This window comes from Ruegeria sp. CJ6, from assembly GCF_056536665.1.
This window is the reverse complement of the sequence record NZ_JBQFQB010000005.1, coordinates 337,917-352,396: the sequence shown is the minus strand read 5'-3', so window position 1 is coordinate 352,396 and position 14,480 is coordinate 337,917. Positions and strand designations below refer to the sequence as shown.

Below are 14,480 nucleotides of genomic sequence, written 5' to 3'. Positions count from 1 at the left end.
TCTTACCCCTTCATCATATTGACGTCTTCAACCGCGATGGTGCCACGGTTGCGGAAGAAGCAGACCAGAATGGCAAGACCAATCGCCGCCTCAGCCGCCGCAACTGTCAACACGAACAGCGTAAAGACCTGCCCGACCAGATCGCCGAGGAAACTAGAGAACGCCACGAGGTTGATATTCACCGCCAGCAGCATCAACTCGATGCTCATCAGCAGGATGATGACGTTTTTGCGGTTCAGAAAGAGACCGAAGATGCCGATGACGAATAGCGTCGCCGCGACCGTAAGATAGTGTTCAAGTCCGATCATCGTCTCAAAGTCCCTGCCCCGGTTTCACGTCCTTCAACTCCATCGCTTTGGCCGGGTCGCGCATCATCTGGCCGATGATGTCCTGACGCTTGATGTCCTGACGGTGGCGCAGTGTCAGCACAATGGCACCGATCATGGCCACCAGCAGGATCAGGCCCGCCAGTTGGAACAGAAGGAAGTATTGATCGTATAGAATGACGCCGAGCGCCTCAGTGTTGTGGCGGTCGCTCGGTACCGGCTGCGCCAGATTGGCGGCGGCACCCTGCGCGCTGTCCCATGCTCCGATGGCCATGACGAACTGCATCAGGATCACCAATCCGATCAACAGCGCCAGCGGCATGTAGCGCGCCATCTCGGCCTTCAGCTCGGCAAAGTCCACATCCAGCATCATCACCACGAAGAGGAACAGAACCGCGACCGCGCCAACATAAACGATAATCAGCAGCATCGCCACGAACTCGGCCCCCAGCAGCACGAACAGGCCCGCCGACGACAGGAAGGATAGGATCAGCCACAGCACCGAATGCACCGGCTGGCGGCTGATCACCGTGAACAGCCCGCCGGTGATGGCGCTGATGGCAAACAGATAGAAGGCAAAGACGGTCATTGATCCTCATCCTCGTTGTCGCCCATGACCTCTTGCGCCAGATCCAGCGCGCGGGTCATGGCCGGGATGCCGGCAAAGACCGACATCTGACCGATCGTTTCCACGATCTCTTGTTTCTTGGCGCCAGCCTCAAGCGCGTGGCGCACGGTCTGACGCACCGCCGAGTCCGCCTGAGCGCCCTGACAGGTCAGCCCAGCCAGCGTCAGCAGCAGGCGCGTTTTGGCGTCCAGCCCGTCCTTGTTGACGGTATTGCCGAACATCATCTCCATGACCTCTTTCGGCATGGTCGGCCACAACGCCTCAAACCCTTTGGGCGAGAAATTTTCCATCGCCGGGTTCATCGCCTTGGCCATGTCCTGAGCTTGCTTCATCATCAGCTCGAACGGATTTGTCGGACTGTCACTCATCTGTACGGCGCGTCCATTTCCAGATTGCGAGCGATTTCGGCTTCCCAGCGTTCGCCATTATCCAGCAGTTTCTGCTTGTCGTAGAACAACTCTTCCCGGGTTTCGGTGGCGAATTCGAAATTCGGGCCCTCGACGATGGCATCAACCGGACATGCCTCCTGGCAGAAACCGCAATAGATGCATTTGGTCATGTCAATGTCATAGCGCGTCGTGCGGCGGCTTCCGTCTTCGCGCGGCTCGGCGTCGATGGTGATGGCTTGTGCAGGACAGATCGCTTCGCACAGTTTGCAGGCGATGCAGCGTTCCTCACCGTTCGGATAACGGCGCAGGGCATGTTCACCCCGGAACCGCGGGGACAAGGGCCCCTTTTCATGCGGGTAGTTCACGGTGGCTTTTGGGGCGAAGAAGTATTTCAAGCCCAATTTCATTCCGACCCAGAAGTCCTGCAGCAGGAAATATTTGGCGGCGCGGGTGTAGTCGATTTGAGTCATATCAGCCTCCTACGCTCCAACGGGCAAACGCGCCCCAGAACCAGTCGAATTTCGCCGCGAAGGCCACGAAGACGACCCAGACGAGGCTGAACGGCAAGAACACTTTCCAACCCAGGCGCATCAACTGGTCATAGCGGTAGCGGGGTGTGATCGCCTTGACCATCGCGAAGATGAAGAAGAAGAACGCCATCTTGGCAACCATCCACAATACGCCGTCAGGCAGGCCTGGGATCGGGGACAGCCAGCCGCCAAAGAACAGCAGTGTGGTCAGAGCACACATCAGGAAGATGGCGATGTATTCACCAGCCATGAAAAGCAGGAAAGGCGTGGCCGAGTATTCGACCTGATAGCCTGCAACCAGTTCCGATTCCGCCTCGGGCAGATCGAAGGGTGGCCGGTTGGTTTCAGCCAATGCCGAGATGAAAAACAGGAACACCATCGGGAAATGCGGCAGCCAGTACCAGCTGAAGAACCCGAACGAGCCATCCTGTGCGCGCACGATATCACCGAAGTTCATCGAACCGGTCGAGATGATGATGCCGATGATGATCAGACCGATGGATACCTCGTATGAAATCATCTGCGCGGCAGAGCGCAGCGACCCAAGGAATGGATACTTTGAGTTCGACGCCCAACCACCCATAATCACGCCATAAACCTCAAGCGATGAGACTGCGAAGACATAGAGGATGGCGACGTTGATGTCCGACAGGACCCAGCCATCATTGAACGGGATCACCGCCCAGGCGATCATCGCGAGGACAAAACTGGTCAATGGTGCGAGGATAAACACTGTACGGTCGGCACCTGCGGGAATGACGACCTCTTTCACCACATATTTCAGTGCGTCCGCCACCGATTGCAGCAGGCCGTATACGCCGACAACGTTGGGGCCGCGACGCATCTGGACGGCGGCCCAGATCTTGCGGTCGCCGTAAACGAGGAACAACAGCGAGATCATCACGAACGCAACAACAGCAAGCACTTGCGCCAGAATGATGATGGCTATTCCGCCTGGGGTGTTAAAGAAGTCAGCCATTGGTCCTCACACCGTGGGTATTTTGGTTTCCGCGTGCGATGCAAAGGCCAGATGCCTGCGCAATCTGCGGCTGGGTCGGCGCGTTGGTGTAAACAGCATCTGCCGTCTGTACGCCACCCTTAATCTTCAATTTCACACGCAAATCCGGCGCGGCTATCTGCCACCCGGGCACCGCGTACGTCTGCGATATGAAACGTTTCTGGTTCATTCAGCCGCAATCTTCTCAGTCTTGCGGGTCTGCGCCTGTGCCGATAGTTCGGCCATCAATTGCGAGGCGCGGGCAATCGGGTTGGTCAGGTAGAAATCCTTGATTGCATTGCGGAAGCTGGCTTCACCCAATTTTCCGGCTTGTAGCGCCGCTGCTTCATTCTCAATCACCTCATCAATGCGCGCCAGATGCGGAACAGATTCGAGCAAGGAGGTGCGCAATTGAGCCAATGTATCGTAGGGCAGAGTAGCCCCCAGCTCAGCAGACAACGCCCTTAGGATTGCCCAGTTTTCCTTGGCCTCTCCCGGTGCAAAGCCTGCGCGCATGGCGAGTTGAGGACGCCCTTCGGTGTTCACGAACAGACCGTTTTCTTCTGTGTAAGCCGCCCCCGGCAGGATCACATCTGCGCGGTGCGCGCCACGATCGCCGTGACTACCCTGATAGATCACAAAAGCACCCTCGCCGATCTCGACCTCATCGGCACCGAGGTTATAGATCACATCGGCCGCGTTTACCGCCTCCATGCCACCTTCGTTGGTCGCATCCACATCCATCGCACCCACGCGCGATGCTGCGGTGTGCAGAACGATCAGCCCACTTTCGGTATTGCTTGCAATGGCTTGCGCGGCGGCCAGAATGGCAGAGCCATCGGCCTCCTGCAGCGCGCCCTGCCCGACGATGACAAGAGAGCGCTTGCTCTTGATCTCATCATCACCACCCATATCAACGATGGTCTGCAGCGCGGCACGGTCGCTGCCTACATGGTGATACTCATAGGTCAGATCGACGGCAGGCCCGACCAGGGCCACCTCGGCGCCGTGTGCCCAGGCCTTGCGGATACGAGCATTCAAAACCGGAGCCTCGTCACGCGGGTTGGTCCCGATCAACAGGATACGTTCAGCCGCATCAATATCTTCGATTGCCGCGGTCCCGGCATAGGCTGCTCGGTTACCCGCAGGCAGTTTGGCGCCGTCGGTGCGGCACTCAACGATACCGCCTTGCCCTTCGATCATCTGTTTCAGTGCATAGATGGCCTCAACCGGAGCCAGATCACCTACGATCCCAGCCGGATTCTCGGCCCCCTTAAGAACCTCAGCAGCTTTGTTCAGTGCTTCTGGCCATGTGGTAGGACGCAGCTTGCCGTTTTCGCGCACATAAGGCTTGTCCAGGCGCTGACGCCGTAAGCCGTCCCAGACAAAGCGGGTCTTGTCGCTGATCCATTCCTCGTTCACACCGTCATGGTTGCGCGGCAGAAAGCGCATCACTTCACGCCCTTTGGTATCTACACGGATGCTTGAGCCCAAAGCGTCCATCACGTCGATACTCTCGGTTTTGGTCAGTTCCCAAGGGCGAGCGGTGAATGCATATGGCTTCGAGGTCAACGCCCCTACCGGGCACAGATCGATGATGTTGCCCTGCAGGTTCGAATCCAGCGTCTGGTTCAGGTACGAGGTGATCTCGGCATCTTCGCCGCGTCCGGTCTGACCCATCTGGGTGATCCCGGCGACCTCTGTGGTGAAGCGCACGCAACGAGTACAACTGATGCAGCGAGTCATCGCGGTGCCAACCAGCGGACCAAGGTCCAGATCATCCACGGCACGCTTGGCTTCTTTGAAGCGCGTCCCTGACAGACCATAGGCCATGGCCTGATCCTGCAGGTCACACTCACCGCCCTGATCGCAGATCGGGCAATCCAGCGGGTGGTTGATCAGCAGAAACTCCATCACCCCTTCGCGGGCCTTCTTGACCATGGGCGAGTTCGTCTTGACCACCGGTGCCTGCCCTTCCGGACCCGGACGCAGATCGCGCACCTGCATCGCGCAGGAGGCCGCTGGTTTCGGCGGGCCGCCCACGACCTCGACCAGACACATCCGGCAGTTCCCGGCAATCGACAGACGCTCGTGATAGCAAAAGCGCGGCACTTCGACCCCGGCCTGCTCGCAGGCCTGGATCAGTGTCATCGCGCCATCGACTTCGATTTCCTGCCCGTCGATATTGACTTTGCGGAGGTCAGACATCGCTAGTTCGCCCTCAAATACACGCCGATGGCGCTGTTTCTTTCAATCTCTTTCCGCCCCAACGTGCAGAAAGAATTGGGATTTTCATAAGACACGCCGTTTTGGGTCAGATATGCCTCACCCTTGGCACGCATCCTGTCTTTCTCGGCATCCGAGTCCACATAGGCGCGGATTTCCTTGTCCGAATATCCCAGTTTGTTCGCCTTGGACCGCAGATCCCACATCACCCCAATCGCCTTAAGTCGACGCCCGCTGATCGACGGACAGTACTCCGAAATCTCATTTGCGATCGCGATGTAGTAGAGTTCGTTGTCGATCTCTTTGACATCCCTCAAGGGTGGTTTGGCTTCGGCCATTACAGGCATCAAAATCGCGCAAATCGCGGCCAGAAGTCGTACAACAGTCATGACATTTCCTTTCGTCTTGGGATTCCCAAGACGGCGGTCAGCCGGGCTGCTATGCAATAACAGCCCATGGGTTTTGCCGTGATATGCGATACGGTGGCTCATGGTCGCTGACAGCTTCCGGCATACGTCAGCTTATCGTTTTCGATCCGTAGATTTTGCGGCTCGGTCTCCGGCCCAACCTTCCATACAATTCTGGACGATCCAAAATTCTGAATGCAGAATTTTGTCGCCTCATAGCGGCCCGCTTCGCGTGCGCCTTCCAATGACTGCGAAACGCCATTCACAGTCACAGTGAAATCGGTAGGTGTCGTCTTCTTATCCACGTGTTTAGCGTTGGCGTTGAAGAAAATGCCATCAAACGCCACGCGGGTCGCCCTCGATTTCGCTGTACCGCAGGCAGATACAAGTAAGCTTCCCACCAATACCATTGTCGTTACGAATACGCGTTTCGCCATCATGACCACTCCTGTTTCGTGGCTGGCGCTTGTGGCATCCGCTGATGCGCAGGAGAAAGCGTATGAAACAACATCCCGTTCACTCCGCCGCGACCTGTACGCAACGATTGTCGCGCCACTTGCTGGCCTGTTTCAATTCTGCCCACCCAAAGGCATGCTCGCTGGGTCCTTCCGAGCGCAGCTTTTCCAGACGATCCAGCGCTTCGGCCAAACTGGGGCAATGTCCTTCCCGCACCCACCACATGACAAAATGTTGTTCGCCAAGGATTTCGAACCACTCTTGCCGACGCTCGTAGAACTGTTTGTGGATAGTCCCCCAAACAAATTTCTCAAGGCTGGCGACGTCTTCCCAAACCGTCAGGTTCGCGACGAATTGCGGATCATCCCCGATGCTGTTTTCGGTGTTGCCTGTTCCCGGTTCTCCGGACCCTTCCATCATCCAGACAAAGCCGGACATCCGCTTGCCAAGCCCGTTGACGCGATCCAGGTTGGCCATGAATTCAGCCACGCGCGGATCGTCTGTTGGCGCCAACAAACGGCCGACATTCAACTCGGCCAGATGATATCCTTCGGGCTGGATCAAAACGCGGCCACCAAAGCAATAAGGCCAAGAATGAACATGCAGGCCCATCCAACCACATAAGCAACAGACCGGACCCCGCTATGCGGCTTGCCGATCCCGCGCAGGTGAATCACCAACATTACAACCCGCGCCAGCAGCGCTACTGAGGCCAGCAGGTTCACCCAGAACGGGCTGGCCCCCAACAGGATCGCCGCGACTGTAACAGTCAAAAAGGCAGGCAGAGTTTCAGTGCCGTTCAGATAAGCGCGGTTCAAACGATAGGCCCTGTCCGAATAATCCTGATCCGGAGTGGCCCCCGGTGCCAGCCCCTTGCCCGCTTTTGCAAGCGCCGAGAACGGCGACATGAACAGAACGATCAGGGTAAAGATCACCAAAGCGGCGATCGCGTGGGAATATTCGGCATAGACTTCCATCGATTTTACTCCGCTGCCATCGCACCCATGCGGCCCGATTTCTGGGCCTTGATGCGGTCCTCTATTTCTTCCCGGAAATTGCGGATCAGACCTTGGATCGGCCAGGCCGCCGCATCGCCAAGGGCGCAGATCGTGTGGCCTTCAACCTGTTTGGTGACGTCAAACAGCATGTCGATCTCTTCCAGTTCGGCTTCACCGCGTACAAGACGATCCATCACGCGCATCATCCAACCAGTGCCTTCACGACATGGCGTACACTGGCCGCAACTTTCGTGCTTGTAGAACTTCGACAACCGCCAGATTGCCTTGATGATGTCGGTGGACCTGTCCATCACGATGACTGCCGCCGTGCCCAGACCCGAACCCAGTTCTCCGCGCAGATAGTCAAAATCCATGATGCCATCGCGCATGTTCTCACCACGCACACACGGTACCGAAGACCCGCCGGGGATCACCGCCAAGAGATTATCCCAACCGCCGCGAATACCGCCGCAATGGGTCTCGATCAGGTCTTCGAAGGAAATCGACATTGCCTCTTCGACAACGCAAGGGTTGTTCACATGACCCGAGATCGCAAACAGCTTGGTGCCTGCGTTGTTCTGACGACCAAAACCCGCAAACCAGTCCGCGCCACGCCGCAGGATGGTGGGCACAACGGCGATGGATTCCACGTTGTTCACCGTGGTCGGGCAGCCATAAAGCCCCGCGCCTGCCGGGAACGGAGGCTTCATGCGCGGCATGCCCTTTTTACCCTCTAGGCTTTCGATCAGGGCGGTTTCCTCACCGCAGATATAAGCCCCAGCGCCATGGTGCAGGAACAGGTCGAAATCCCAGCCCGAGCCAGCAGCGTTCTTGCCGAGCAGACCCGCGTCATAGGCTTCGTCAATCGCGGCCTGCAGCGCTTCACGCTCGCGGATGTATTCGCCGCGCAGGTAGATGTAGCAAGTATGCGCATTCATCGCGAAGGACGCGATCAGGCACCCCTCGATCAGCGTGTGTGGATCATGACGCATAATCTCGCGGTCTTTGCAGGTGCCGGGCTCGGATTCATCCGCGTTCACCACCAGATAAGCCGGACGCCCATCGCTTTCCTTGGGCATGAACGACCATTTCAGACCGGTCGGGAAACCCGCACCACCACGGCCACGAAGCCCTGAGTCTTTCATGGTCTGAATGATCCAGTCGCGGCCTTTCTCAATCAGGCCAGCAGTGCCGTCCCAATGCCCCCGGGCCTGCGCGCCTTTCAAAGTGCGCTCGTGCATCCCGTAGATGTTGGTAAAGATCCTGTCCTGATCCTTCAGCATCGCTCAGTTACCTTTGGCTGTCCTGACGCATGCGCCAGAGTTGAAAAATGTTGACGCCCGCATAGATGAAACCTGCCAGAGCGGCAAAATCAAACAGCAGCGCATAGCGCGCGGTCAAGCCCAGCGCCGGGCCGATGAACAAATTCATGGCCAGCCAAATCACCATCGTCACGGCGATGACGATGCCGATATGTCGGCCCTTGCGGGCTATGGCCAGTTCCTTGTCTTTATCCATCTCGTCCTGATGCCCCAAACGGGCACCCATCTAGTCCTCGTAAGTGCCGTCTTCCTTGGCACGTTTGGCGAAATCGGTCTCTTCACCTGAAGCCAGTTTCGCGGCTTGTTCGATCCACCCGTCCCGCTCGATCCGGCCTTTGAATTTCAGCCGTGCATCCACCCAGGCCACTTGCTCGGGTGTCCATGCAGCGATCTGGTCATAGTGGTAAAAGCCCAACTCGTTCAGAGTCTCTTCCAGCTTCGGACCTACGCCCTTCAGCATCTTCAGATCATCGGGCTTGCCATCGCGCGCACTGCTCAGCGTTTCCGGCTGATCCTCTTTCGCTGCTTTCGCCTCAGTGGCTTGTTTCACCGCTGGCTTCGCCGAGGCTGGCGCTTTGGGCGGCTTCGGCGCAGCTTTTGTAGCAGCAGCCTTGCCATCCTTGCCCAGCCACGGCGTCAGGATCGGAACTTCGGTTCCGTCGATGCGCTTGACCGTATCGCCCAGATCGCTCGCAAGCTGAACACTTGCGTTATACTGCGTTCTGCCGCTGTCATACTCCGTCAAGCTGGTCAGCCCCTTCAGAGGTTCGGCCGCATAGCGCCCGTTCTGAGGACCCGGAGTCGGCACTTTGCCCGCCACCAGATCGTCGAGAATCTTGCCAAAGCTCTCGGTCGTCAGATCTTCGTAGTAATCCTTACCGATCTGCGCCATCGGGGCATTGGTGCAAGATCCGAGGCATTCCACCTCTTCCCAGCTCAGCTTGCCATCAGCAGACAGTTCATGCGGCTTTGCAGCGATCTTTTCCCTGCAAACCGCAATCAGATCTTCGGCCCCGCAGATCATACAGGAGGTCGTGCCGCAGACCTGAATATGCGCAACCGAACCAACCGGCTGCAGTTGGAACATGAAGTAGAACGAGGCAACCTCAAGAACGCGGATATAGGCCATACCAAGCATGTCGGCGACGGATTCGATCGCCGGACGGCTCAGCCATCCCTCCTGCTCCTGCGCGCGCCACAGCAGCGGGATGACCGCACTGGCCTGACGCCCCTCGGGATATTTGGTTATTTGCGCTTCGGCCCATTGCTGGTTAGCAGCGGTGAAGGCGAAGCTTTCGGGTTGTTCGGCGTGAAGACGGCGGAGCATTAGCGGTCAATTTCTCCAAATACGACGTCCATGGTGCCGATAATCGCGGCGACGTCGGCCAGTTGGTGGCCTCCGGCGACGTGGTCCATGGCTTGCAAGTGCAGGAACCCCGGCGCGCGGAGTTTGGCGCGGTAGGGCTTGTTGGTGCCGTCGGCGACCAGATATACGCCGAACTCGCCCTTGGGAGCTTCGACGGCGGCGTAGACTTCGCCCGCGGGGACGTGGAAGCCTTCGGTATAAAGCTTGAAGTGATGAATCAGGCTTTCCATCGAGGTCTTCATGTCCGACCGTTTCGGCGGGGTGATCTTTCCGCGCGCCAGAACGTCTCCGGGACAGTCGCGGATTTTGGCGATGGCCTGACGGATGATCAGCAGCGACTGGCGCATCTCTTCCATGCGGACGAGATAGCGGTCATAGCAGTCGCCGTTTTTGCCGACGGGGATCTGAAACTCGAACTCGTCATAGCACTCATAGGGCTGCGCGCGACGCAGGTCCCAGGCCAGACCCGATCCACGCACCATCACGCCCGAGAAGCCGTATTTCTGAATGTCATCCTCGGTTACGACGCCGATATCGGCGTTGCGCTGTTTGAAGATGCGGTTTTCGGTCAGCAGTCCGTCAATGTCGTCCAGAACGGCAGGGAATTCATGGCTCCACGCCTCGATATCATCCAGCAATTCCGGCGGCAGATCTTGGTGGACACCGCCGGGGCGGAAATAGGCGGCGTGCAGGCGCGCGCCGCAAGCCCGCTCATAGAACACCATCAACTTCTCGCGTTCCTCGAACCCCCACAAAGGTGGGGTCAGCGCGCCCACATCCATCGCCTGCGTGGTCACGTTCAGCAGGTGGTTCAGGATGCGGCCGATCTCGGAATACAGCACCCGGATCAGCGAGCCGCGACGCGGCACTTCAACACCGGTCAGTTTTTCGATGGCCAGACACCAGGCATGTTCCTGGTTCATCGGTGCCACGTAATCAAGACGGTCGAAATACGGCAGATTCTGCAGATACGTCCGACTTTCCATCAGCTTTTCGGTACCACGGTGCAACAGACCGATATGCGGGTCGCAACGTTCGACGATCTCGCCGTCTAGCTCAAGTACAAGTCGCAGAACTCCGTGCGCCGCAGGGTGTTGCGGGCCGAAGTTAATGTTGAAGTTGCGGATCTTCTGTTCTCCGCTCAGCGCGTCCGTGCTGCCGTCATCGTATCTTGAGCCGTCCATCAACGCCCTCGTTTCTTCTTCGCTTCGGCCCGTACCCGGACCTTTTCCGCCTCAGCTGCCTTGGCAGCGGCCCCAGCCAGCAGAACCCCAAGCGCCCCCAACGCAATCAGTTCCCCCAGACCCATCAGCGGCGCTCCATCTCTTGCAGTTTCATGGCCATGATCCAAATCAGGATCAGCGTTCCAATCGGGATGACGCAGGCTACGACCCAGTATTTCTCGATCCCGAAATGCGGTAGCAGCTTCAGCATCGGGATAATCGTGGCAACCGTGACGGCAATCCAGATCAGGAACTCCATGACTTACGACTCCTGTTTTTCATCCCCCGGAAGAATGTAGTTCGCACCTTCCCACGGGGACATGAAATCAAATTGACGGTATTCCTGAACCAAAGAGACCGGTTCGTAGACCACGCGCTTTTGCGCTTCGTCATAGCGGACTTCAGTATAGCCAGTGGTCGGGAAATCCTTGCGCAGCGGATAGCCGCGGAAACCATAATCCGTAAGGATGCGTCGCAAGTCTGGATGACCCGAGAACAGGATGCCGAACATGTCGAACACCTCGCGCTCGAACCAATTGGCAGAGGGGTGCACGTCCACGATTGAAGGCACCATGTCATCTTCTCGGATCGAGACTCGCAAGCGAATGCGCTGGTTCTGATACATTGACAGGAAGTGGTAGACCACATCGAACCGCTTGGCCCGTTCGGGGTAGTCGACGCCGGTGATGTCAACCAGGGTCGAGAACTGGCAGGTCCGGTCACTTTTGAGAAACTCAATGAATTCCACCAGATTCGAAGGAGCCACATCGACGTTCAGCTCACCATGGGTGACATCCCAGGACAGAACGCAATCGGCCCGTTTCAATTCCAGTTGCGCGCCGAGTTCTTTGAGTGCTTCGCTCATCTGCCCTCTCCCTTAGCGTACAATCGTGCCGGTGCGGCGGATTTTGCGTTGCAGCTGCATCAGTCCGTAAAGAAGCGCCTCGGCGGTTGGAGGGCAGCCGGGCACGTAGATATCCACCGGAACAACCCGGTCACAGCCACGAACGACAGAATAAGAATAGTGATAGTACCCACCGCCATTCGCGCAGGACCCCATCGAGATCACATAGCGCGGCTCGGGCATCTGGTCATAAACCTTGCGCAGCGCCGGGGCCATCTTGTTGGTCAGCGTTCCAGCGACGATCATCACATCAGACTGGCGCGGAGACGCACGAGGCGCGATGCCGAACCGTTCCGCGTCATACCGTGGCATCGACGTGTGCATCATCTCAACCGCGCAGCAGGCCAGACCAAAGGTCATCCAGTGCAAGCTACCGGTACGGGCCCAGTTGATGATGTCTTCGGTCGAGGTCAACAGGAAACCTTTGTCCTGCAGCTCGGCGTTCAGGGCCTGGGTGGCGACTTCCTTGTCGACGCCGGCGGTGTTTGCGCCCGTCATCACTCCCATTCCAGGGCCCCTTTCTTCCATTCATAGGCAAAGCCGATGGTCAGCACCGCCAGGAACACCATCATCGACCAGAACCCAACATCGCTGATGTCTTTGAAGCCAACGGCCCAGGGGAACAGGAAGGCGATTTCCAGATCGAAGATGATGAAGAGAATCGCGACCAAATAGAATCGGACGTCGAATTTCATCCGCGCATCGTCGAATGCGTTGAAGCCACATTCATAGGCGCTGACCTTTTCGGGGTCGGGATTGCGGACAGCCAGGACCACAGCAGCCAGAATCAGTACGATTCCAAGGCCCACGGCAACGGCCAGAAACACCAGAATCGGGAGGTACTCCCGCAGCAGGTCTTCCACGTATAGCTCCTTTCCTGCGCAAGTCCCGAAAGGGTGCGCCGTCAATTGGCGATTTGACTGGACATTCTCTATCCCTGTGGGGTCAGAGGGTCAACCGAACAGAAACGCGCAGGTCGGCATTGTTACAATCATCCAGCGGGCTATTGCGGAGAACACTTCTGGAACAAAGTGATCGGCTAAACCTAACTAATCCATGCAGGTTTTCGTTTGTCGAAAAAGGCGCCGATTCCCTCTTGCGCCTCATCAGTTTCCCAACGCGCGACAAGCTGTCGAATGGTGTGGTCAATCACCGCGTCATCAATTCGCGGCCCAAGTGACTGGATCAGCTGCTTGGCCGAAGACACTGCACCGGGTGCACAGGACAGATAGGGAAGCACCTCGGCTTCAACCGCCTCGGCCAACGTTTCAGCGGGCACTGCGCGGGCCAGCAGGCCCAGTTCGACCGCTTCCGCCGCTTCGAACAGGCGGGCAGACATAAAGACGCGCCGCGACCGTGCTTCGCCCATTCGGGCAATGACATAGGGTCCAATCGTCGCCGGGATCAGGCCAAGCCGCGTCTCGGTCAGACCCATCTTCAGGCTTTCCACACCGATCGCCACATCGCAGACCGAGGCCATCCCGACACCTCCACCAAACGCGTTTCCCTGCAACGCGCCGATCAAGGGTTTGGGCAGCGTATTTAAGGCATTCAGCATCTCAGCCAGCTTGCGCGCTTCGGCAAAACGCGTCTCGGGATCGGCAGCCATCTGCACCTGCATCCAACCCAGATCTCCCCCGGCGCAAAAGCTCTTGCCCGCGGCGGCCAGAACCACCACCCGCACCGCATCATCATTTGCCAATTGCCCAGCGGCCTGGGTTAGCTCTGCAATCATCTGCGCCGACAGTGCGTTGTGCTTCTCGGGTCGATCCAGCGTCAGAGTAGCCACGCCACGCGCGTCTGTGTTCAGCGTAATGGTCTCGAACATATCTTATTCCGCCCGCATTGCCCGCGCCATGCGCGCCGCCTGTTCCAGAACCGGCACATCCAGACCGGTCTCATATCCCAACCGTTCCAGATGTGCGGTCACGGCTTCGGTTGCGACATTACCGGCCGCACCCGGCGCATAAGGGCAACCACCCAGCCCGCCCACGGCGGTATCAAATACCCGCACACCCAAGGCAAGCGAAGCGTCTATGTTGTCGATTGCCCGCCCGTTGGTATCATGAAAATGTCCTGCAAGCCGGGTAACCGGCACTCGTTCGCGCACGGCCAGCAGCATATGAGCAATCTTGTCCGGCGTTCCCTGCCCAATTGTGTCCCCCAGCGAAATCTCATAGCAGCCATGGGCAAACAGCGCGTCCGCCACCTCGGCCACCTTCTCGGGTGGGGTCGGGCCGTCATAGGGACAGTCGGTCACGCACGAGACATAGCCCCGGACGGGCAGATCAATATGTCGTGCCGCTTCAAGAATGGGCACAAACCGTTCGATGGATTCGGCAATCGTCGCGTTTATGTTCGCTTTCGAGAATCCCTCGGACGCCGAAGCAAACACCGCGATCTCATCTGCCTTGGCTGCCAACGCGTCCTCATACCCGCGCATATTCGGCGTCAGCGCAGCGTACCGCACGCCTTCGGTCCGTGTGATTCCAGCCATAACTTCACCGCTGCCCGCCATTTGCGGGACCCATTTCGGTGAGACAAAACTGGCAACTTCGATCCGGTTGAAACCGGCCCGGCTGAGGCAATCGACCAAGGCGACCTTCTCGGCCACCGGGATCTCGCGCTGTTCGTTCTGCAGGCCGTCGCGTGGCCCGACCTCGAATATTTCGACCCGTTCTTTCATCAGCGCATCCCTTCCCGGTTTC

21 protein-coding genes are annotated in these 14,480 nt (G+C 58.0%); all 21 read right to left on the bottom strand.

What is annotated here, in order from left to right:
• Positions 1 to 2: 2 nt before the first annotated feature.
• Positions 3 to 308 (bottom strand): NADH-quinone oxidoreductase subunit NuoK, encoded by a 306-nt coding sequence (nuoK, locus tag ACR0BT_RS16525; protein WP_005984024.1) that lies wholly within the window; start codon positions 306 to 308, stop codon positions 3 to 5.
• A 4-nt stretch (positions 309 to 312) separates the two neighbouring features.
• The gene (locus ACR0BT_RS16520) at positions 313 to 915 is read right to left on the bottom strand and encodes an NADH-quinone oxidoreductase subunit J (RefSeq protein WP_170397038.1); all 603 of its coding nucleotides are present in this window, start codon (positions 913 to 915) and stop codon (positions 313 to 315) included.
• The gene (locus ACR0BT_RS16515; protein WP_010442761.1) at positions 912 to 1,322 is read right to left on the bottom strand and encodes a carboxymuconolactone decarboxylase family protein; all 411 of its coding nucleotides are present in this window, start codon (positions 1,320 to 1,322) and stop codon (positions 912 to 914) included. Before ACR0BT_RS16515 ends, ACR0BT_RS16520 begins: the two co-directional genes overlap by 4 nt.
• Entirely contained in the window at positions 1,319 to 1,813 is a 495-nt protein-coding gene (gene nuoI / locus ACR0BT_RS16510) for an NADH-quinone oxidoreductase subunit NuoI (protein ID WP_170397042.1), read from the bottom strand. The genes ACR0BT_RS16515 and nuoI overlap by 4 nt, the downstream gene beginning before the upstream one ends.
• A 1-nt stretch (position 1,814) precedes the next feature.
• Positions 1,815 to 2,852, bottom strand: a complete 1,038-nt coding sequence (gene nuoH, locus ACR0BT_RS16505; RefSeq protein ID WP_039534288.1) for an NADH-quinone oxidoreductase subunit NuoH — start codon at positions 2,850 to 2,852, stop codon at positions 1,815 to 1,817.
• 204 nt (positions 2,853 to 3,056) lie between these two features.
• Positions 3,057 to 5,078 (bottom strand): NADH-quinone oxidoreductase subunit NuoG, encoded by a 2,022-nt coding sequence (nuoG, locus tag ACR0BT_RS16500; protein ID WP_480763609.1) that lies wholly within the window; start codon positions 5,076 to 5,078, stop codon positions 3,057 to 3,059.
• A gap of 2 nt (positions 5,079 to 5,080) precedes the next feature.
• Positions 5,081 to 5,485 (bottom strand): DUF5333 domain-containing protein, encoded by a 405-nt coding sequence (locus tag ACR0BT_RS16495; protein ID WP_480453912.1) that lies wholly within the window; start codon positions 5,483 to 5,485, stop codon positions 5,081 to 5,083.
• Positions 5,486 to 5,583: 98 nt separating this feature from the next.
• Complete coding sequence (locus ACR0BT_RS16490) at positions 5,584 to 5,943, bottom strand: hypothetical protein (protein WP_480763608.1); 360 nt, start codon at positions 5,941 to 5,943, stop codon at positions 5,584 to 5,586.
• Between the two features lie 76 nt (positions 5,944 to 6,019).
• Entirely contained in the window at positions 6,020 to 6,523 is a 504-nt protein-coding gene (locus ACR0BT_RS16485) for a DUF3291 domain-containing protein (RefSeq protein ID WP_170403991.1), read from the bottom strand.
• A complete protein-coding gene (locus ACR0BT_RS16480) occupies positions 6,520 to 6,936 on the bottom strand; it encodes an MAPEG family protein (RefSeq protein ID WP_170424105.1) in 417 nt (138 codons plus the stop codon). Before ACR0BT_RS16480 ends, ACR0BT_RS16485 begins: the two co-directional genes overlap by 4 nt.
• A gap of 5 nt (positions 6,937 to 6,941) precedes the next feature.
• Positions 6,942 to 8,240, bottom strand: a complete 1,299-nt coding sequence (gene nuoF, locus ACR0BT_RS16475) for an NADH-quinone oxidoreductase subunit NuoF (protein ID WP_480763607.1) — start codon at positions 8,238 to 8,240, stop codon at positions 6,942 to 6,944.
• A gap of 7 nt (positions 8,241 to 8,247) precedes the next feature.
• Positions 8,248 to 8,475: a DUF5337 domain-containing protein gene (locus ACR0BT_RS16470; RefSeq protein WP_170397749.1), complete on the bottom strand. Its 228-nt coding sequence runs from the start codon at positions 8,473 to 8,475 to the stop codon at positions 8,248 to 8,250.
• Between the two features lie 30 nt (positions 8,476 to 8,505).
• Positions 8,506 to 9,606, bottom strand: coding sequence for an NADH-quinone oxidoreductase subunit NuoE (gene nuoE, locus ACR0BT_RS16465; protein ID WP_170564929.1), 1,101 nt, complete (start codon positions 9,604 to 9,606; stop codon positions 8,506 to 8,508).
• Positions 9,606 to 10,829 (bottom strand): NADH-quinone oxidoreductase subunit D, encoded by a 1,224-nt coding sequence (locus ACR0BT_RS16460; protein ID WP_010442773.1) that lies wholly within the window; start codon positions 10,827 to 10,829, stop codon positions 9,606 to 9,608. Before ACR0BT_RS16460 ends, nuoE begins: the two co-directional genes overlap by 1 nt.
• Positions 10,829 to 10,954, bottom strand: coding sequence for a hypothetical protein (locus ACR0BT_RS16455; protein WP_010442774.1), 126 nt, complete (start codon positions 10,952 to 10,954; stop codon positions 10,829 to 10,831). Before ACR0BT_RS16455 ends, ACR0BT_RS16460 begins: the two co-directional genes overlap by 1 nt.
• Positions 10,954 to 11,127: a hypothetical protein gene (locus ACR0BT_RS16450; protein WP_170397057.1), complete on the bottom strand. Its 174-nt coding sequence runs from the start codon at positions 11,125 to 11,127 to the stop codon at positions 10,954 to 10,956. Before ACR0BT_RS16450 ends, ACR0BT_RS16455 begins: the two co-directional genes overlap by 1 nt.
• Before the next feature lie 3 nt (positions 11,128 to 11,130).
• Positions 11,131 to 11,733, bottom strand: coding sequence for an NADH-quinone oxidoreductase subunit C (locus ACR0BT_RS16445; RefSeq protein ID WP_170404009.1), 603 nt, complete (start codon positions 11,731 to 11,733; stop codon positions 11,131 to 11,133).
• Positions 11,734 to 11,745: 12 nt separating this feature from the next.
• On the bottom strand, positions 11,746 to 12,279 hold the full coding sequence (locus ACR0BT_RS16440) for a NuoB/complex I 20 kDa subunit family protein (protein WP_010442777.1): 534 nt from the start codon (positions 12,277 to 12,279) through the stop codon (positions 11,746 to 11,748).
• On the bottom strand, positions 12,270 to 12,635 hold the full coding sequence (locus tag ACR0BT_RS16435; protein WP_010442778.1) for an NADH-quinone oxidoreductase subunit A: 366 nt from the start codon (positions 12,633 to 12,635) through the stop codon (positions 12,270 to 12,272). Before ACR0BT_RS16435 ends, ACR0BT_RS16440 begins: the two co-directional genes overlap by 10 nt.
• Positions 12,636 to 12,817: 182 nt before the next feature.
• The gene (locus ACR0BT_RS16430; protein ID WP_170397061.1) at positions 12,818 to 13,600 is read right to left on the bottom strand and encodes a crotonase/enoyl-CoA hydratase family protein; all 783 of its coding nucleotides are present in this window, start codon (positions 13,598 to 13,600) and stop codon (positions 12,818 to 12,820) included.
• A 3-nt stretch (positions 13,601 to 13,603) separates the two neighbouring features.
• Positions 13,604 to 14,458: a hydroxymethylglutaryl-CoA lyase gene (locus ACR0BT_RS16425; protein WP_170397063.1), complete on the bottom strand. Its 855-nt coding sequence runs from the start codon at positions 14,456 to 14,458 to the stop codon at positions 13,604 to 13,606.
• Between the last annotated feature and the right edge of the window lie 22 nt (positions 14,459 to 14,480).